The organism is Mannheimia bovis (assembly GCF_014541205.1).
GTDB classification, from domain to species: Bacteria; Pseudomonadota; Gammaproteobacteria; order Enterobacterales; family Pasteurellaceae; genus Mannheimia; species Mannheimia bovis.
This window is the reverse complement of the sequence record NZ_CP061280.1, coordinates 319209-338243: the sequence shown is the minus strand read 5'-3', so window position 1 is coordinate 338243 and position 19035 is coordinate 319209. Positions and strand designations below refer to the sequence as shown.

Annotated in this window: 22 protein-coding genes and 4 tRNA genes; 13 read left to right on the top strand and 13 right to left on the bottom strand. The window is 38.2% G+C overall.

The genetic code is table 11. From position 1 onward, the window contains the following. Positions 1–49 precede the first annotated feature (49 nt). Together mtnN and ICJ55_RS01755 are read right to left on the bottom strand one after the other, a co-directional pair. Positions 50–742 (bottom strand): 5'-methylthioadenosine/S-adenosylhomocysteine nucleosidase, encoded by a 693-nt coding sequence (gene mtnN / locus ICJ55_RS01760; RefSeq protein ID WP_188157076.1) that lies wholly within the window; start codon positions 740–742, stop codon positions 50–52. A gap of 51 nt (positions 743–793) precedes the next feature. Then, entirely contained in the window at positions 794–1015 is a 222-nt protein-coding gene (locus ICJ55_RS01755; protein ID WP_188157075.1) for a SlyX family protein, read from the bottom strand. An 86-nt stretch (positions 1016–1101) separates the two neighbouring features. Here ICJ55_RS01755 and fkpA point away from each other — a divergent pair, with 86 nt between their 5' ends. From fkpA to ICJ55_RS01720, 7 genes are all read left to right on the top strand, one after another. Beyond that, complete coding sequence (gene fkpA, locus ICJ55_RS01750; RefSeq protein WP_188157074.1) at positions 1102–1827, top strand: FKBP-type peptidyl-prolyl cis-trans isomerase; 726 nt, start codon at positions 1102–1104, stop codon at positions 1825–1827. Positions 1828–1923: 96 nt separating this feature from the next. Continuing rightward, positions 1924–2592 carry a helix-turn-helix transcriptional regulator gene (locus ICJ55_RS01745; RefSeq protein ID WP_188157073.1) on the top strand — a complete coding sequence of 223 codons (669 nt, stop codon included), beginning with the start codon at positions 1924–1926 and terminating at the stop codon, positions 2590–2592. Next, on the top strand, positions 2592–2969 hold the full coding sequence (tusD, locus tag ICJ55_RS01740; protein ID WP_188157072.1) for a sulfurtransferase complex subunit TusD: 378 nt from the start codon (positions 2592–2594) through the stop codon (positions 2967–2969). The genes ICJ55_RS01745 and tusD overlap by 1 nt, the downstream gene beginning before the upstream one ends. A gap of 1 nt (position 2970) precedes the next feature. Continuing rightward, positions 2971–3342 carry a sulfurtransferase complex subunit TusC gene (tusC, locus tag ICJ55_RS01735; RefSeq protein WP_188157071.1) on the top strand — a complete coding sequence of 124 codons (372 nt, stop codon included), beginning with the start codon at positions 2971–2973 and terminating at the stop codon, positions 3340–3342. An 8-nt stretch (positions 3343–3350) separates the two neighbouring features. Further along, positions 3351–3623 carry a sulfurtransferase complex subunit TusB gene (tusB, locus tag ICJ55_RS01730; protein WP_188157070.1) on the top strand — a complete coding sequence of 91 codons (273 nt, stop codon included), beginning with the start codon at positions 3351–3353 and terminating at the stop codon, positions 3621–3623. Between the two features lie 61 nt (positions 3624–3684). Next, positions 3685–4632 carry a hypothetical protein gene (locus ICJ55_RS01725; protein ID WP_188157738.1) on the top strand — a complete coding sequence of 316 codons (948 nt, stop codon included), beginning with the start codon at positions 3685–3687 and terminating at the stop codon, positions 4630–4632. 264 nt (positions 4633–4896) lie between these two features. After that, positions 4897–6015, top strand: coding sequence for a DNA-methyltransferase (locus ICJ55_RS01720; RefSeq protein WP_188157069.1), 1119 nt, complete (start codon positions 4897–4899; stop codon positions 6013–6015). A 38-nt stretch (positions 6016–6053) separates the two neighbouring features. On the opposite strand, the gene ICJ55_RS01715 is transcribed toward ICJ55_RS01720, so the two are convergent. From ICJ55_RS01715 to ICJ55_RS01705, 3 genes are all read right to left on the bottom strand, one after another. Beyond that, a complete protein-coding gene (locus tag ICJ55_RS01715) occupies positions 6054–6614 on the bottom strand; it encodes a hypothetical protein (RefSeq protein WP_208455131.1) in 561 nt (186 codons plus the stop codon). A gap of 463 nt (positions 6615–7077) precedes the next feature. Beyond that, complete coding sequence (locus tag ICJ55_RS01710; protein ID WP_188157067.1) at positions 7078–7830, bottom strand: esterase family protein; 753 nt, start codon at positions 7828–7830, stop codon at positions 7078–7080. 10 nt (positions 7831–7840) lie between these two features. After that, entirely contained in the window at positions 7841–9025 is a 1185-nt protein-coding gene (locus ICJ55_RS01705) for an ATP-grasp domain-containing protein (RefSeq protein WP_188157066.1), read from the bottom strand. 306 nt (positions 9026–9331) lie between these two features. On the opposite strand from ICJ55_RS01705, the gene ICJ55_RS01700 reads away from it, so the two are divergent. Both ICJ55_RS01700 and ICJ55_RS01695 read left to right on the top strand, forming a co-directional pair. Then, positions 9332–9763, top strand: a complete 432-nt coding sequence (locus ICJ55_RS01700) for a PAS domain-containing protein (RefSeq protein WP_188157065.1) — start codon at positions 9332–9334, stop codon at positions 9761–9763. A gap of 80 nt (positions 9764–9843) precedes the next feature. Continuing rightward, positions 9844–11400, top strand: a complete 1557-nt coding sequence (locus ICJ55_RS01695; protein ID WP_188157064.1) for a diflavin oxidoreductase — start codon at positions 9844–9846, stop codon at positions 11398–11400. A 75-nt stretch (positions 11401–11475) separates the two neighbouring features. Here ICJ55_RS01695 and ffh read toward each other — a convergent pair whose 3' ends face one another. The 8 genes from ffh to mutY all read right to left on the bottom strand — a co-directional run bounded on the left by ffh (position 11476) and on the right by mutY (position 16361). Then, positions 11476–12876, bottom strand: coding sequence for a signal recognition particle protein (gene ffh, locus ICJ55_RS01690; protein ID WP_188157063.1), 1401 nt, complete (start codon positions 12874–12876; stop codon positions 11476–11478). Positions 12877–13209: 333 nt separating this feature from the next. After that, positions 13210–13285: transfer RNA gene (locus ICJ55_RS01685), tRNA-Asn, on the bottom strand. 5 nt (positions 13286–13290) lie between these two features. Continuing rightward, positions 13291–13366: transfer RNA gene (locus ICJ55_RS01680), tRNA-Phe, on the bottom strand. 168 nt (positions 13367–13534) lie between these two features. Continuing rightward, positions 13535–13610: transfer RNA gene (locus tag ICJ55_RS01675), tRNA-Asn, on the bottom strand. 5 nt (positions 13611–13615) lie between these two features. Next, positions 13616–13691 (bottom strand) — tRNA-Phe (locus tag ICJ55_RS01670). A gap of 131 nt (positions 13692–13822) precedes the next feature. After that, complete coding sequence (mltC, locus tag ICJ55_RS01665) at positions 13823–14920, bottom strand: membrane-bound lytic murein transglycosylase MltC (RefSeq protein WP_188157062.1); 1098 nt, start codon at positions 14918–14920, stop codon at positions 13823–13825. A gap of 18 nt (positions 14921–14938) precedes the next feature. After that, positions 14939–15208: an oxidative damage protection protein gene (locus tag ICJ55_RS01660; RefSeq protein ID WP_188157061.1), complete on the bottom strand. Its 270-nt coding sequence runs from the start codon at positions 15206–15208 to the stop codon at positions 14939–14941. A gap of 10 nt (positions 15209–15218) precedes the next feature. Beyond that, on the bottom strand, positions 15219–16361 hold the full coding sequence (gene mutY / locus ICJ55_RS01655; RefSeq protein ID WP_188157060.1) for an A/G-specific adenine glycosylase: 1143 nt from the start codon (positions 16359–16361) through the stop codon (positions 15219–15221). A gap of 81 nt (positions 16362–16442) precedes the next feature. On the opposite strand from mutY, the gene gloA2 reads away from it, so the two are divergent. From gloA2 to ICJ55_RS01635, 4 genes are all read left to right on the top strand, one after another. Beyond that, the gene (gloA2, locus tag ICJ55_RS01650) at positions 16443–16835 is read left to right on the top strand and encodes an SMU1112c/YaeR family gloxylase I-like metalloprotein (protein WP_025247064.1); all 393 of its coding nucleotides are present in this window, start codon (positions 16443–16445) and stop codon (positions 16833–16835) included. A 1-nt stretch (position 16836) separates the two neighbouring features. Continuing rightward, positions 16837–17706: a DMT family transporter gene (locus tag ICJ55_RS01645; protein ID WP_188157059.1), complete on the top strand. Its 870-nt coding sequence runs from the start codon at positions 16837–16839 to the stop codon at positions 17704–17706. A gap of 15 nt (positions 17707–17721) precedes the next feature. Then, positions 17722–18432, top strand: coding sequence for a DNA/RNA nuclease SfsA (gene sfsA / locus ICJ55_RS01640; protein WP_188157058.1), 711 nt, complete (start codon positions 17722–17724; stop codon positions 18430–18432). Between the two features lie 69 nt (positions 18433–18501). After that, positions 18502–19005 carry a cytochrome b gene (locus ICJ55_RS01635; RefSeq protein ID WP_188157057.1) on the top strand — a complete coding sequence of 168 codons (504 nt, stop codon included), beginning with the start codon at positions 18502–18504 and terminating at the stop codon, positions 19003–19005. Positions 19006–19035: the final 30 nt, after the last annotated feature.

The following is a 19035-nucleotide window of genomic DNA, read 5'->3' as shown; positions in this document are numbered from 1 at the left end:
GCAAATAGCGATAACAAGCGGTCATTTTTTGATAAAGTTTTGCAAATAGTTAGTCAATATCATTTAGCATTGCTAACACAATAGCAGAGGATTTCTCCGCTGTTAAAGGCAGGAACTCTTCAAATGACAGATGAGATTCTTTATCTGCCACATCAGAAACGGCTCTCACAATCACAAACGGCACGCCAAAGCCATTACAAACTTGAGCAATTGCCGCCGCTTCCATTTCTACCGCAACAACATTTGGGAAATTTTGGCGGATTTCGTTAATTTTCTCTTTGCCATTGATAAAGGCATCGCCACTACAAATTAAGCCTGACACTACGTTGAAGCCTGCTTTTTTCGCTTCTTTTTGGGCAACTTCGACTAATTGCTCGTTTGGCTCAAATGCGGCAGGATTTGCGGGAAGTTGCCCGATTTCATAGCCGAAAGCGGTTACATCAACATCGTGATGGCGTACTTCGGTTGAAATGAGAATATCGCCTACATTTAAGTTTGGGTCTAATCCACCGGCAGAACCTGTGTTAATAATCATATCAGGTTGGGTGAGCTGAATAAGTAATGTTGTGCCGATAGCAGCTGACACTTTACCAATGCCCGATTGTAGTAACGCAATACGCGTATTGTTAATTTTTCCTTCAAAAATTTTACAGCCTGCTAATTCCGTTATTTTAGGCTCAACCATTAAGTTACGTAAAATTTCCACTTCTTGTGCCATTGCACCAATAATACCAATTTTCATTATTTTGCTTTCTCTATAATTCTTAATTAAAAAAACGCTATTTTAACAGCATTAATAGTGGGGTGGGGGTGTTTCTTCAGAACGTGAAGCAACAAGGCTTACTTGAGCCCCTTTTAATTTTTCAGCAATATGGCGAATTTGAGTTTGTAGCTTATCTATCGCAAATTGTTGCTTGATTAATGATTGATTTAACTCTTCAATAATCAGCTCTTGGAAGGCAACTTTCGTCTCCAATTCGGTAATTCTTGCCGATAATGTACAATTATTATCCATTTTCGTGAAAAAAAGGTTGTGTGAAATGAAATTACACTTTACCCTATCTGAAGTCTTCTTAACAGTTATTTTTATAAGGAAAAATTATGTTAAAAATGAAGTTATCCGTAGCTGCCGTTCTTGCAGGGGCATTTTTTGCAACAAATGCAATGGCTGAAGAAAAAGCTGATCCAAAGTTTGTTGATGAATCGTCTTATGCAGTAGGCGTATTAATGGGTAAAAATATCAATGGTGTGATTGAATCACAAAAAGAGATTTTTACTTATAATCAGGATAAAATTTTAGCCGGTGTGCAAGACACGCTCAAGAAAACAGGTAAATTAACTGATGAAGATTTACAAAAACAGTTAAAATCTTTAGATGCATATTTGTCAGAGAAAGAAGCTAAAATTAACGAAGAAAAAACAAAAGCCACGGTTTCGGCAGGCGATAAATTCCGTGCAGATTACAAAAAACAAGCCGGCGTGAAAGAAACCTCTTCGGGCTTGTTATATAAAATTGAAAAAGCAGGTGAAGGCGAATCACCAAAACCACAAGATACCGTTAAAGTTCACTATAAAGGTACTTTAACAGACGGTACGGTGTTTGATAGCTCATACGATCGTGGTGAGCCGATTGAATTCCAATTAAACCAACTGATCCCGGCGTGGATTGAAGCAATCCCAATGCTGAAAAAAGGCGGTAAAATGGAAATCGTTGTTCCTCCAAAATTAGGTTATGGCGACCGTGCAGCAGGCAAAATTCCTGCAAACTCAACCTTAAAATTTGAAATTGAATTATTGGATTTCAAAGCGACTGATGCTAAAAAATAGTTGATATTCAGTTTATCATTGCACCTACACAAGCGGTTAGATTTATTATAAGATTTGCAAAAAATGTTATAAAACTAACCGCTTTTAATTTGTATTATGACCAAAAAATTCACGCCTTTTTCTGATGAAGATCACGCAATTCTTGCTTCTTACTTTCCCATTGTAGATGGTATTGCCGCTCTTATTGGTGAGCATTGTGAAATCGTTCTCCATTCATTAGAGTTTCTTGAACATTCCGCTATTTATATTGCAAACGGGCACAATACCAACCGCAAAATTGGCTCGCCAATTACTGATCGTGCGTTAAAATCCCTCCATAATATGGCAACAGATAGCGTGTCTAAGCCTTATTTTACGAAAGCAAAAGGTGGTGTGTTGATGAAATCCATTACGGTGGCTATCCGTAACGGCAAGCAGCACGTTATCGGGCTATTGTGTATTAATATCAATTTAGAAGTGCCAACTTCACAGTTCCTCAGTTCCTTTATTGCTCCGCAAGACGAAGCGGCAGATGTTACCTTTGCCAGCTCGGTGGAAGATTTAGTCGCTCAAACCATTCAAACCACGATTGATGATGTGATGGCGGATCGAACGATTTCTAACAATAATAAAAATCGCCAAATCGTGATTTCTCTGTTTGAAAAAGGCATTTTTGATATTAAAGATGCAATTAATCAAGTGGCTGAGAAGCTGGATATTTCCCGCCATACGGTGTATCTCTACATTCGCCAAATCAAGCAGCCGGAGAAGGGAGAAAATGATTGATGGAGTATGTATTAGCGATAAAATCACCTGTTTATGGCTCACAAGGGGCATTTTTAGCTTACCAAGTGGCTGAAGAATTGTTACAGGCAAAGCATAATATTTGCCAAGTGTTCTTTTTCCAAGGAGGCGTAAGCAATGCCAACGCGTTAGTTAATCCTGCCAGTGATGAAATTAATTTGGTGGAAAAATGGCAAAAATTAGCCGAATTACACCGCTTGCAGCTACATTTATGCATTGCTGCCGCTCAGCGTAGAGGCATTGTGGACGAGCAAACTTCCGCTACCGCCACCACCAATTTAGCACAAGGTTTTACCCTTGCGGGGCTTGGCGAGTTTAGCCAAGCAGTATTAAAAGCGGATAGACTTCTCACCTTTTAAAATGAAAAAATATAAAATTGCTTTTCTATTTACTCAGCCGCCTTTTGGCTCGGCAGCCAGCCGTGAAGGGCTAGATGCTTTACTTGCGGCAAGTGCGTTTTGTGATGAACAAGACATTGCTATCTGCTTTATCAATGATGGCGTGTTCAACTTAATTTCAAGCCAGCAGCCAGAACAAATTTTGCAAAAAGATCATATCTCTACCTTTAAATTATTAGATCTCTATGATTTAAGTGAATGCTTTGTCTGTCAAGAGAGTGTGAATGTACGTCAATTAGGCAATGCAGAGTGGGTATTGCCCCATATTCAATTTAAGGCGAAAGCGGATATGATGGCTTTACTCAATCAAGCAGAAAAAGTGATGACTTTTTAAGGAATACAATGCTTTATACTCTTTCCAATGCACAATATGATGATGAAACACTTAGTTTACTCAATCATTTAAATGAAAATGATGCGGTGGTTCTATGGCAAGACGGCGTGTTACAAGCGGTCAAAAATCCACAATTTTTTGCAAATTTACCACGCTGTTATCTGCTTGAGCGAGATGTTATCGCAAGAGGATTACAACAATCTCTCTTTGAATTTCGCACTATTTCATTAGCGGAATTAGTGAAATTAACGGAAGTTTATTTTCCTCAAATAGCCTTATAATTTTCTTTGTAATGGCAAATAAATTGGATTATGATGGAGTAACCTTGAAGGAGGACTTACTATGAAAACAAAATACCTTGTTTCTTTACTTGCACTTGCCCCTGTTTTTGCTACAGCACAACAAAATGATCCAAATTGGGTTGATAAGCAACATAGCAAAGCCAGTAATACATTGGACCGTTGGGCAAATAACATTAACAATTGGTTAGGTGAAGCTGATCCAGACAAGCCCGGCACTGCTTCTTTGCGTGTTATGTTAGACAGCCGCTGGGATAAATATGACAAATTTACCGTTAAGCCTCGCGTTCGCGGTAAAATCAAATTACCCGTATTAAAAAAACACCTAAATGTGGTATTTGGTGATGATGAACTAGATAACGAATTAACCGACAAAAACCACGTTGGAAAATTATACAAAGATGTTAAGGCTAATAAACGTTATAATTCTCGCGAAGCAAGAGATTCTAACGCTTCTATCGGTTTGCGTTGGTCTGATGGTATTAAATCATTAGGGATTGAAACTGATTTTGACGTTGGTGTTCGCTCCGGTAGTGATATTTTTGGACGTGTACGTATCAGTAAAGATTGGAAAATTACCGATCAATTTACTACTCGTTTAGAACAAATTTATCGTTATGGTTCGGATAGTAAGCATTATTTACGTACAAACTTTGAAAATAAATATAATGAAACGGATACAACCTTCATTATGAACCATACTCATTTTGAGTATCGCCATGATTTAGATGAAGAAAGAAGCTGGGGAAACAGTTTATATCGTCAGCATAACTTCAAACCACTTACGCATATTAGCTATGGTATTGGTATGGGAGGGCGTATAGATAAGGATTTCGCAAGATTTAATTATTGGGGACCATTTGTAACGTACCGTCAACCAATTTGGCGTAATTGGCTCTTTATCCAGCCAGAAATCAGTTTCTACAACGATAAAGATAAAGATCGTAAGCACTTTGTTCACACATTCGTACGTTTAGAAGCGATTTTCTAATAGCTATCCATTACAAGTGAGCTATTTTGTAAAAACTTTCTTTATTATGTAGCAGTTGCACAAAGATTTTCTCTTTTGTTTCTGCTACATTTTTCTTATCTGTGATCATTAAAATTAAGAAAAGAGCAATAACATATTCTCAATCTGTTTAAAATAATTTTTACCAGCGATTGCTGTATATAAAAAGCAAATACCAAAGGCAAAGGTATGCGAATTTACAAAGAAAAAGCTTTAGCAGATGAATTTAAGAGTTAGTAATTAAAAATGGAATTAAATCAGATAATTAATAGCGACTCCATAGAGGAGATGAATAAATTACCTGCAAATAGTGTTGATCTTATTTTTGCGGATCCACCGTACTGGATGCGTACAGGAGGAACTTTAATGAGGGTGGAAGGAACAGAATTTAGTGGGTGCGATGATGAATGGGATCAGTTTGATACATTAGAAAATTATGAACACTTTACTAGAGAATGGCTATCTGCTTGCTATAGGGTTTTAAAGCCAAACGGCTCTATTTGGGTTATTGGCGGTATGCAATGTATCTATTCTATTGGTGCAATTATGCAACAAATAGGATTTTGGCTAATCAATGATGTAGTTTGGCATAAAAAAAATCCTACTCCTAATTTTAAAGGCACAAGATTAAATAATAGCCAAGAGACTTTAATTTGGGCAACTAAAAGCAAAAATTCAAAATATACGTTTAACTACAAAACAGCAAAAGAATTAAATACTGATTCTGTTTCTGCTGACGATTTTGCAAATGGTGTAAGAAAGCAATTAGGTTCGGTATGGCGTTTTTCTGTATGTTCAGGTAATGAGAGGTTAAAAGATAATTTGGGTGAAAAATTACATAGCACACAGAAGCCGATAGAATTATTAGAGAGAATTATTGCTATTTCTTCCAAAAAGAATGATATTATTTTAGATCCTTTTGGTGGAACAATGACCACAGCAGCAGCAGCTAAGAAACTTGGTCGAAATTATTTAATGATTGAAAAAAGTGCAGTTTATTGTAAATATGGACAAGAAAGATTAGATTTAATTAAATTTGATTCATTTGAAAATCAAGATATAGCTAATGCTCTTTATGATGAAAAACCCAAAAAAGCAACAATGCCCGATATGATAAAGAGCAACTATTTTACTGTTGATGAATGGTTTTATTTTAAAAATGGAGATAGGATCGCCAGATTATTAGATGATGGTAAACTTTCTTATAATGGAAATAAACTGGATATGCATACTTGTGCTGCTATTGCTAAAGGTGTTAAAGCAGCAAGACTAAATGGGTTTGATTATTGGTATGTTTTACGTAACAGCGTACTAGTCTCAATTAACGAAATAAGAGAGAAATATAGAGAACAGCTAAATAATTAAATAATGTTAATGAAAAAATAAAGCCTTATATCAAGGCTTTATTTTTTAATAGCTCGAAGAAAATCATTTATACTAAATGGTAATAACTCATTTAAACTAAAATGGTAATTGACTACAACTCCTTTATGTTGCCCATTAACTATGTCACCTACGCCACTTTTTCTACGAAATCTTCTTTTATCCTTATAATATTCAAATATATCTTTCAATATACCTATATGGTTATAATAAAATTTTGTTGTATTTCCAGTAATACATGGTCGGTTTGATAAAACCCACATAATAAATATTGGTGCAGATTCCACCTTGCTTTGTTCAATGTAATGCTCCAAGTCAGATTGATTCAAAGCAACAGTTTCTGAAGGTATTAGACTTCCATTTGGTAAATATTTTTCAACTGTCATAAAAGTTCTTCTTTGCACTTTTACTTCAATAAAACACAATATATTCCCATCTTTCTTATCATAAACTTCCACATCAGGATATTGACTTCTTTCGGTTTTTTTGGCGAATAATCCTAGTGCATTTATTTTATCAATAAGTTGTTTTTCATACTTTTCAGAGTATTGTACGTCATTTAGAAAATCATATTTCATCAATGACTTTCCATCACATTTTTTTAAACATAATGAGCAATTAAATAAATAGTTCATATTTAAACAATATCCGATATATGTTTTATAGGAAGTAATTTTAGTCTTAATTAAATATAGTTTAGGTAAAGGAATAATCGTTTTTAATATAAACTATATTGATAATTTTTTAATTTTATCATAGCAATTGTTATATCATTACTCGTATCAAACGCAAGAATGTAAAGAAAATTATTCAATTTTATTATTTGTTATTTTAGTAAATAAGAACATATTTCTTTCTAAGTTTTAAAAGTACTGTAATGATGTAGATTTATCATATTATTAGCAATATACTATCCATAAATGCCCTAAACTGAGATCAATTTAGGGCATTTCATTTTTTAGCGATTTAAGTGTGTCTAATCTGTATACAATAGCTAGATAATAGAGAAAATCTTTACAAAATCAACTGCTTGGTTATTTGTAATTAAATAATTCCTTGTCTTTCTAATTTATTTAAGAAATAAGGCATTTGCTTACGCCAAGTCGGCCAATCGTGATCGATATCAAAGCCCCAATAATCAAACCAAGCCTCGATCCCTTTCGCTTTAAACGCTTCTTGTAGGCGGCGGGTATCTTCAACGTGTTGTTCTTCCCAAGCACCTTGTCCAACAGCAATGACATAATGGTTTTGACGATAACGATCTAAGAACCAATCATCATTTTGCCCCCAGACGTAATCAATCGGAGAGTTGAAGTATACTGCTTGATCACCATAAAATTCGCCTGTGAAGAAACGTGCATCGTAAACACCGCTTAAGGCAATAGCAACATCGAATAAATCAGGGTGGCGTAGGGCAAAATTAATAGTATGGAATGCTCCCATACTGCAACCTGTTGCCATCATTGTGCCGTTCCATTGCGATTCGTGGCGAATTAACGGTACAAGTTCGTGAATAATGTAGCGGTCGTAAGCATTGTGAGCCAATGCCATATCGTGCCCGGATTTGTGTTTTGATAACCAAGATTCTGCATCATAAGAGTCCGGCGTGTAGAATTTGATCAAGCCTCTTTCGATAAACGAACGGCAGGCTTCAATCATACCGAAGTTGCCATATTCATTTTCATTACCGCCTGATGACGGAAAAACAATAACGGGTTTGCCTGCGTGTCCGTAAACGTTGAATGACATCTCACGCCCTAATTCGCCACTCCAGTGGCTTCTTTTTTCAAAATGCATAGTTCACCTCTTATTGTTTAGCTTGTGCGAATTGTGCGATTTCACGCATTTGTTCCATTGTTTCAGTGCGAGCTAAAATGCCTTGCTCGCCCATTACTTTGGCAAATACGCCCGGAACAGTTTGCACGCTGATAATATTGCCTGCAAACTTCTCACATACGGCTTCAATTGAATTTACATAGTTTTGATTTGCCTTGCGAGAAATATAAACCACATTCCAAGGGTGTTGAATATCTGAGTAGAATTTGTTTTCTTTCACAATATTTGCAAATTCACGGAATACATCAAAATCGTTGGCGTAGTTCCACATATCAATGGTTAAACCACCCGGTGGACGGCAATTAATTTCAAGTGGCAATATTTCGTCTTTTTTACTGCCTTTCACACGGAAAAATTCAAAGTGGAAAAAGCGTTCTTTGACGTTAAAAGCGTCCACACATTTTTTGCCCATTTCAACTAATTTTGGTGAAATTTCGCGTGGCACGTAGTAATACATATCACTATCTTTAGATACGGTATCTAATACCGCTTCAGAATATTCCAGGCTGGAGTAGAACACAATATTGCCTTGGTGGTCGGTTAAACCGTCAAAGGTAATAATATCGCCATCAATAAACTCTTCCATAATGTATTCAACGGTTGGTGTTTTATAACCAAAGAAGGCTTCTAATTCTTCAGCAGATTTAATTTTATAAGTATCGCTTGCTCCGACGCCTGAGTTTGGCTTGATGATCACTGGGAATTTTAATTCTTTCGCTAATTTGCGAGCATCTTCATCATTTTTGAACACTCGACCTTTTGCCACTTTTAAGCCTGTTTTACGGAAAACTTCTTTCATTTGGGCTTTGGTTTTAATTGCCAACATATCGTCAGTTTTATAACCAAACACGTTAAAGTCGGTACGCAATTTGGCATCCAATTCCAACCAATACTCATTGTGCGATTCAATGCGATCAATCCGCCCATATTTGTGAGCAAAATAGGCAACTGCACGGTAAACCTGTTCATAATCTTCCATATTATCAACACGATAATATTCCGTTAAAGAATTACGAAGGTTTTCGCTGAGCGATTCATAAGGTGCATCGGCAATACCTAAGGTATTAAAACCCGCTTCACGCAAACGAACGGCAAAAGTTTCAAAGTTCGTAGGGAAGTGAGGGGAAATCATCACAAAATTGAGTGGTCTGGACATAAGTTTTCCTTTTGAGTTTGCATATTATTAATTCAATAAAGTGATTGTAGGCTAAATTAATTAAATTGCAAAATATATTCAAACAAATAACTTTGCAACAAAAAATAAACTTTTAAATAACGTGTGTTTAATGATTTTGGAATTGATATTTAACAAGAAAGTAACCTTATTAATTTACTAGGATATTTTTCACAAACTCGCACTATTTCTAATTTACATCACAATGGCTATCTATTATGCTAATTGTATTCATCAGTGCTGATACTGATAAATTACAACATTAATCTATCTAATGGGAGATTTAAAATGGCTGAACAAATTGTTCCTTCAAATGAAGCTATCTTAAAAGCAGTACAAGATACCTTAGTAATTTCAACCACCGATTTACAAGGTGTGATTACTTATGCTAACGATCTTTTCTGTCGTTTAACAGGTTTTTCTCGCGAAGAGCTAATCGGGCAACCTCACAATATCGTTCGCCATCCGGCAGTACCGAAAGAAGTATATAAAGATATGTGGGATACCATTCAAGCAGGAAAAATTTGGACAGGCATCGTACCAAACTGCGGTAAAGGTGGTGTAGTTTATGTAGTTGATACTACCGTTCAGCCAATGTTTGATGAAGCCGGCAATATCTCAGGTTACATCAGTGTTCGCCGTGTAATTAACGATTTAATGACAAACTTTGAAGCAGTTGAATTGTCAAAAGAAATCTTTGATGACTTCTACGGCGAATAATTAAAAAGCTAGGATTGCGTGTAAAAGAAGCTCTCTTTTGCACGCAATTTTTTATTCCTTTTAGTTTTCGAGGAGTTTTTATGTCTCTCATTACCCATATTCACATCGCTTATGGTTCAGAGTCTGGCAACGCAGAGAAACTTGCCCAACAGTTAGCCCAACAACCTTTTTTAAATCACTACTCAATGAGCCTTTCCACCCTTAATGAAACGGATTTAACCACTTTCAACCCAAATAGCTTATTGCTGGTTTTAACCAGTTCATTTGGTGATGGCGAACCACCTGAAAATGCTGATGGATTTGCAGAAAAATTGGAAAATTTGACCGCTTGTAATGTGAAATATGCCATTTTCGGACTGGGTGATATTACTTACGATAAATTCTGTGGCTATAGCAAACAGTTAGACTGCTTATTGCAGGCAAAACAAGCCCAAGCCGTGATTGAAAGGGTAGATGCAGACCTAAATTATCAAGAAATCTTTAAACAGTGGTTGCCACTTGTGCAGCAGGTTTTAACTCAGCCTAATGAAGCTCCGCTAACCCATCAGCTTTCTGTACAAGTGTATGGAGAAGATGCCACTTATCAAGCAGAAGTGTTAGAAATTAAGCATTTAGCCAATTCAAATCCGCCTGTTTATCATCTTCGATTATCGCTTAAGGATAGCGGTATTTTCTATCAAGCAGGGGATTTAATTTATATCAAAGTAAACCAGCCTGAACAGTTGTTAAACCAATATGCCGAGTGGTTTGATGATACACAGGCTCTCAATGTATTACGCAATAAAGAATTACGCTTATTAAGTAAAAATGTGCTGCGTGATATTCAAAAAATTTGTGGCAGCCAAGCGTTAAAAGACTTAACGAAAATTTCCAACAAAAAAGCACTAGAACAATATTTATACGGACGAGATTTATTGGATGTGCTACAAGATTTTGACCCGAACAAAACTGTTACATTAGCGGATTTAGAGCCGATGTTATCCAACTTATCCGCTCGTGCTTATTCAATTAGCTCTTGTGGTAAAACGCACTCTGATTATGTGGATTTATGCGTTCGACACGTCTATTATGATTTAAACGGCAGATCTTACCAAGGTACAGCGAGCGACTATTTAGCCAAATTACAAGCGGGTGAATTTGTTTCAATTTTTGCAAAAGCAAATCCAAACTTCCGTTTACCTGAACATTTAAATGCTCCTGTAGTAATGATTGGTTCCGGTACAGGTATTGCACCGCATATTGCCTTTTTACAAGCGTTAGAAAGCCAATATCAAAATGTGGAAAGCTACCTATTTTTTGGGGAGCGTTATCGTTCGAAAGATTTTCTCTATCAAGCAGAATTGGAAAACTATCTCTCCAACGGCACATTAACGCAACTATTTACTGCATTTTCACGCGATCAGGCGGAGAAATTTTATGTGCAAAACGCTTTAGCTAACCAAGCCGAACTCGTTTGGAAATTGATTCAACAAGGGGCTTATTTCTACATTTGTGGAAGTAAGGCAATGAGCAAAGCCATTGATGCGGAAATCATTAAAATTGCGGAAGAAATCGGCGGTCAGCCTTATGTGGATGATTTTAATAACATCATTGCACAGCTTGTAGCGGAAGGGCGTTTAATGAGAGATGTGTATTAAACTCTGAATATTGTCAATGAAAAAGGCACAAAACTGAATTTGTGCCTTTGTGTTTTGCAAAAAAATGTGAAAATCTTACCGCTTGCCGAACATTCCGCCTAAGTTGCCAAGACCACCTAAGCCTCCCATTCCTCCGCCCATTAAGCCTTTCATTCCACGCATCATTTTCGACATTCCGCCTTTACGCATTTTTTTCATCATACGCTGCATATCGTCAAATTGTTTGAGTAGTTTATTGACATCTTGTACTTGCGTACCTGAACCAAGTGCGATACGGCGACGGCGAGAACCTTTGATAATATCCGGGTTAGCACGCTCTTTCAGCGTCATTGAGTTGATGATCGCCTCCATTTTCACGAACATTTTATCGTCCACTTGATTTTTAACGTGATCAGGTAAATTTTTCGCACCCGGTAATTTGTCGAGCATTGACATCATACCGCCCATTTTCTTCATTTCGATAAGCTGCTCACGGAAATCTTCAAGGGTGAAATCGTCCCCTTTCTTGAATTTTGCCGCCATTTTCTCGGCTTTTTCTTGATCGACCGAACGTTGTAAGTCTTCAATTAACGACATTACATCGCCCATACCTAAAATACGGGAGGCGACACGATCAGGGTGGAATGGCTCAAGTGCATCGGTTTTCTCACCCACACCGAGGAATTTAATCGGCTTGCCGGTGATTTGGCGGATAGAAAGAGCCGCACCGCCACGAGCATCGCCATCCACTTTGGTTAAAATTACCCCGGTGAGCGGTAATGCTTCATTGAACGCTTTTGCCGTATTTGCCGCATCTTGACCGGTCATTGCATCAACGGTAAACAAGGTTTCAATTGGATTAAGGGCGGCGTGGATTTGTTGGATTTCCTCCATCATTTCGCCATCAACGTGTAAACGACCGGCGGTATCGACAATTAACACATCAAAGAAATTGAGTTTAGCGTGTTTGAGTGCGGCTTCAGCAATCGCTACCGGCTTTTGGCTGGTTTCGGTAGGGAAGAAATCCACTTTTAACGCTTCAGCGAGCGTTTGGAGCTGTTTAATCGCCGCCGGGCGGTAAACGTCGGCAGAGACCACTAATACTTTTTTCTTGTGGCGTTCTTTTAAGAATTTCGCCAATTTGCCGACCGAGGTGGTTTTACCCGCACCTTGTAAACCTGCCATTAAAATGACCGCAGGCGGTTGAGCCGCAAGGTTGAGTTCCTCATTGGCTTCGCCCATCGCACTTTCTAATTCGCTTTGGACGATTTTTAAGAATTCTTGACCCGGGGTGAGGCTTTTGTTTACTTCAACGCCTAAAGCACGTTCTTTGACCTTATTGATAAAATCACGCACTACAGGTAGGGCAACGTCTGCCTCGAGCAATGCCATACGCACTTCACGCAGAGTGTCTTTAATATTATCTTCGGTTAAGCGACCTTTGCCTGTGATGTTACGCAGGGTTTTGGAAAGTCTATCGGATAGGTTTTCAAACATATTGGGTTCTCAATGTGCAAAATTTTAGAAAAATTTGACCGCTTGTAGGCGGAAAATTGCGGATATTATACAAAAAAACGAGGAGATATTATAGGGGCATAAAAAAACGACATAGGGTTTAAGCTATGCCGTAAAATTTGACGATATTCGAGGAATCATTATTATTTAATTATTGTGTTGAGGATAATACTCCGAATACTTCTTAAAAGTGAAGTAAAATTTTCATATTTGTTTCAGAAATGAGAAGTAAATCACATAATTTTTTGAGAAAAGAGAATTAAGCATCTTAAAAAGCGAAAACCCTGATGATTGCTCATCAGGGTTATCTAAATATGGCTCCTCCTGCGGGACTCGAACCTGCGACATATGGATTAACAGTCCACCGTTCTACCGACTGAACTAAGGAGGAATAGATGGTGCCTCGAGGCGGAATCGAACCACCGACACGGGGATTTTCAATCCCCTGCTCTACCGACTGAGCTATCGAGGCAACGTCGTTGCGTGGTGCATTATGCTGATTTTTTAGGGCTTCGTCAAATATAATTATCAGAAATTTGACCTTTTTGATTGCATAATACTAAAAATTGAACAATCTCATTCAATTGTGCATTTGTAAAAAGTAAAAGCCCCGATAATTTCTTATCGGGGCTTTAGAATATGGCTCCTCCTGCGGGACTCGAACCTGCGACATATGGATTAACAGTCCACCGTTCTACCGACTGAACTAAGGAGGAATAGATGGTGCCTCGAGGCGGAATCGAACCACCGACACGGGGATTTTCAATCCCCTGCTCTACCGACTGAGCTATCGAGGCAACGTCGTTGCGTGTTGCATTATGCTGATTTCAGCCATCAACGTCAAACACTTTTTGCTGAATTTAAAAAAACTCCTGTTTAAATGTGCTTTTTTTATACTTTTAGGCTAAAAAACAACATAATTCACGCATTATCGAATATTTCGATATTTCTCTCTAGCCGTTGTTACTTTTCTTAAATAATTTCTTGCTTGAGAAGATGGGTGAGCGGTGGTTAAAATTCGATAAACCGCATCAGGCGAAAGATCGTTAATTCTATCAATCGCCTCATATTTATCCGAATCAAACACACGTAACACTGCTCCAGCACCGCTGTTATAAGCAGAAATCATCGCATAGCGTTTAGATAATGGATCAATGATGCCATCTAAGTATTCATCACGCAAAATGGTTAAGTAGAGCGTACCTGCATCAATATTATTTGATGGATTGTAGAGATATTCACGGCTTGGCTGCCCACCCATTCCTTTACGGGCAAAAATATCACGCCCTGCGGTACGAGGCACAACCTGCATCAAACCAATCGCATTAGCGTAACTTACCGCATAAGGGTTGAAAGAAGATTCCACTTCCATAATGCCTAAAATGAGGCTTGGTTCAATACCATATTGTCTTGCCATTTTGCGTACAAGCGGTAAATATTGTCTTGCACGCACTTCAACGTGCCCTTCCACCATTTTAATCGCCACATACATCGCATTTCGACCATTTTTCAATCTGCGGGTTTGCGTTTTATTTTGAATAAGATAGGTAGCAAAATCATTTGCAAAAGCGACATTAGTAATATCACGACCAAATTGATCTTTTACCTGACCTTTTAAGAACGGATTTGTACTAATCGGCACATCACCTGATGCAAATAAGTCAATTCCTCTAGGATCTCGCCCCATTAATAAAGTATGAACAATGGAGTTACGAAGATGATTTTGATCACCTAAAGTCTCAATGGTAATCACCCCTTCTTCAAACGAAATATGACTACGGGTGTAGAATTTATCGGTGTATTTTACGTAATCTTTTTTACTGGCAACCAAAAGCTCGTTGCTACCCCAAATATCATCAATATTATTAGAGAATTGCCCCGTTAAGATATCCATTGCATTGGTATCTTTTGAATAATCGACACGGGTAGATTTTGGCTTTTTACCACTGGAAGATGTATTACTTCCACAGGCAATAAGAAAGGGAATAATTGCCAACATTGGCAAATATTTTGCATATTTTTTCATTTTGAATTTAACCTTGAATTATTCGATTGGCTTGTAGCCTTCAATGATGATTTCTTTACCTTCAAATAAGAAATTAACCATCTCTTCTTCAAGTAATTTGCGATGTTCCGGGTTCATCATACTGAGCTTTTTCTCATTAACGATCATTGTTTGTTTTTTGATCCACTCAGACCACGCTTGTTTACTGATGGAAGCAAAAATACGTTTGCCGAGTTCGCCCGGATACAATTGAAAGTCTAAGCCTTCGGCATCTTGTTTTAAGTATTCGCAAAATACGGTACGAGCCATAATCTAATCCTTAATTTTTGTTTGTTACGCTAAACGCCAGTTCATCTAAAATGCGTTTAACCGGCGTGGCTAAACCTATTTCATTATGTTGGCTGAAATCATACCAATAATCCGCCTCTGAAGATACAGTAGAAAGGTAATTTCCTGCGTTTTCTTCCGCTACAAGCGGTAAGATTTTAGCTATTTTTTGCAAATTTAGATCTACCAAAATGGGGGTAATATCTAAATGAAAATGGCTGAATGTGTGTCTAAAAGTGGTTAATTGTTGCGAAATTTGTAAATTTCCTACTAAATCTGACCGCTTGAGTTCCTCTAAACTACCAAATTGTGGAAAGGCAAATAATCCACCCCAAATACCTTTTGCTTCCCGCTTTTGTAATAACACTTTTGAGCCGTTTTTCAGGATTAAAAAATAGGCTTGGCGTTCGGGGAGCGTTTTCTTTGGCTTCTTGGCTGGGAATTTATCCCACGCTTGCATTACATTTGTTTGGCAATGTTCTTGTAACGGGCAGAGCAGGCATTTCGGCTTAGAGCGAGTACAAATCATCGCCCCCAAATCCATCATTGCTTGGTTAAAATCAGCCACCTGTTCTGTTGGCGTAACACTTTCACTTAACTGCCAAAGTTGGTTTTCAACCGCCTTTTCGCCAGCCCAGCCTTCCACCGCAAAATAGCGGCTTAACACACGTTTAACGTTGCCGTCTAAAATCGGGTGCGGAGCATCTAACACCGAAGACAAAATCGCCCCCGCTGTACTTCTCCCCACACCGGACAATGCCAGTACATCATCAAATGTTGTGGGAAACTCACCACCAAATTCATCTCGAATTTGAATTGCCGCTTTATGCAAGTTTCTCGCTCGTGCGTAGTAGCCCAAGCCCGTCCATAAATGCAGCACTTCATCAATAGAGCCATTAGCTAAGTCAGTAACAGTTGGAAATCGTTCCGTAAAACGTGCAAAATAAGGAATAACGGTGGCAACTTGAGTTTGTTGCAACATCACTTCTGACAACCAAACTTTATACAAGGTTTTATTTTGTTGCCAAGGCAAATGTTTACGCCCGTATTGCTCAAACCACGCTAATACAGATTTTGCAAATGGATCAGACACTTTCGCTGTCGCTAACGGATATTGTGAAGAATTGCTATTCATTAAACATCTTGAAATCAAAAAAAGAAATCATCATACTGCAAGCGGTTGTTTTTGCCAAAAATTTTACATATCGAGGAAAAAATGAAATCTCCTATTCTAGGCTTCCACCACGTTGCTATTATTGTGTCGGATTATGAAAAATCCAAACATTTCTACACCCAGATTTTAGGTGCGGAAATTATTGAAGAAACCTACAGAACTGCACGAGATAGTTACAAATTAGACTTACGTTTTCAAGACGGCTCGCAAATTGAACTTTTTAGTTTTCCGGTTACGCCACCTCGCTTTACCTCGCCTGAAACTTGCGGGTTACGCCATTTAGCATTCAAGGTGGAAAATATTGAACAAGCCATCGCCTTTTTAGAACAGCACAATTTGCCACACGAAGGCATTCGCCTTGATGATCTTACCGGCAAACGTTTCACCTTTTTCCGAGATCCCGACGATCTACCGCTAGAATTTTACGAGATCTAAAATGGTATATTTACTGATCGCAACCTTAATTTGGGCAAGTTCATTTATTGTGGGTAAAGTGGCGATTGCCGAATTTGACCCTGTGCAAATTATGCAAATTCGGCTGACGCTGGCGGCATTTATCGCTCTGCCGTTTTTTATGCGAGCCTATCGAAAAATTCAGCAAAATCAGCATATTAAAGTTTGGTTGATTAGTTTTCTTACCTTTCCGCTCTGTGTAATCTTACAATTTTCAGGCTTGAAATTAACTTCAGCGGCGAGTGCGGTTGCATTACTTGGGCTAAATCCGCTTTTAACGGTATTGGTGGGCTATTTCTGCTTTAAAAAACGGGCAACAAGGCTGGATTTTATCTTAAGTTTGTTCGCTTGTGTCGGCATTCTAATTATGGCAGCAGGGAGTGATGATAGCGGTTCAATTAATATGCTGGGGCTATTGCTCGTAACGTTAGGCAGTTTGAGTTTTATTATTGGAATGTATCTCAGCAAAGACATTTTACAATCCGTTAAAGTTACAGATTTAACCAATATCACACTAGTACAAGGGGCAATTACCGCTTTACCCATCACATTATTATTCGCCGAAGATTGGCAACTGCCAACCAGCTTCTCGGCGTGGACGAGTGTGGTGTATCTCGGCATTATTTGTACCAGTTTGGCAATGTTGTTATGGAATAAAGGCATTAGCCAATCTTCCCCTATTCTCGCAGGCATTCTGCTTGCTCTTGAGCCTGTGTTTGGATTATTAATGGCGTTACTCTTTTTATCGGAGCAACTGGGCCTTATCACTTGGATTGGTATTATTATCGTCATTTGCACAGCGTTACTTTCTGTTTTTCTGCCGATGATGAAAAGATACAAGCGGTCATTTTAAAAGGATTTTTTACTAATGCAATTTCCTCCTCTTTCTAGTGGCATTTTGCTTCGTCGTTATAAGCGTTTTCTTGCCGATATTCAGCTACCTAACGGCGATCAAATTACCATTCATTGCCCGAATACCGGAGCGATGACAGGTTGTGCTAATGTAGGTGATACGGTTTGGTTTTCCACTTCCAATAACCCGAAACGTAAATACGCCCACACTTGGGAGCTGACCCAAACACAATCGGGCGATTTCATTTGCGTAAATACTTTGAGAGCCAATCAGCTTGTGCAAGAGGCGTTGGAAAATCAATGGATTAGCGAGCTTGCTGAGTATCAGCAAATTTTACCCGAGAAAAAATATGGAAATGAGAACAGCCGTGTCGATTTTTTATTAAAATCTGACCGCTTGCAGGATTGTTTTGTAGAAGTGAAATCCACCACATTGTTAATAGAAAACGGGGTGGGAATGTTCCCCGATGCGAAAACCGAACGAGGGCAAAAACACTTGCGAGAACTGGCAACTATTGCCGAACAAGGGCTACAAGCGGTCATTTTTTTCGCCATTTTGCACACTGGCATTGATAAGTTTGAAGTGGCAAAACAAATCGACCCTAAATATGCAGAATTGCTTGAGCGAGCTAAAAAACAAAATGTGAAAGTTTTGACTTATAAAGTAGATGTGATATTTGAAAACGGTAAGCCGTACGGAATACGATTAAATCGAAAATTGCAATAATCGGAAATAGCTTGTGTATAAAAGTACTTTTTCTATTATACTTCGCCCGAACATTTACTAGGAGAACTTATGCGTTCAGATAATTCACAAGTTTACGGCACAATCAGCCGTACATTACATTGGACGATGGCAATTTGCTTTGGTTTTATGCTTTATACAGGGCTTCAGGGAGAGGCGTTTCGTGAGTGGTTGCCTTATCACAAATCTGTTGGGGCAATTTTAATGTTGCTTATCGTTATTCGAGTGATTTGGGCGATCATCAATCGAAATAACCGCCCTGCACCTGATAATATTTTTGTTACACTCGGACATTTTGCACTTTATGTGTTAATGCTTGCTGTACCAACCATTGCTTTAATCCGCCAATATGGGGCAGCACGAGGTCCGTTAGAAGTGTTTGGTGTGAAAGTGATGGAAGGCTCTACAGAAAAAATCGAATGGGCGGTCTCACTGGGTAACAACTTTCACGGCGAACTTGCGTGGGGGCTATTTGTGTTATCGGCTGGTCATATTGTGATGGCGATTTACCACCAAATTAAAGGTAAAAAGATTTTAAACCGTATGGCTCACTAAAATAAAAAAGAAGATGGCTTGAAGAAATTC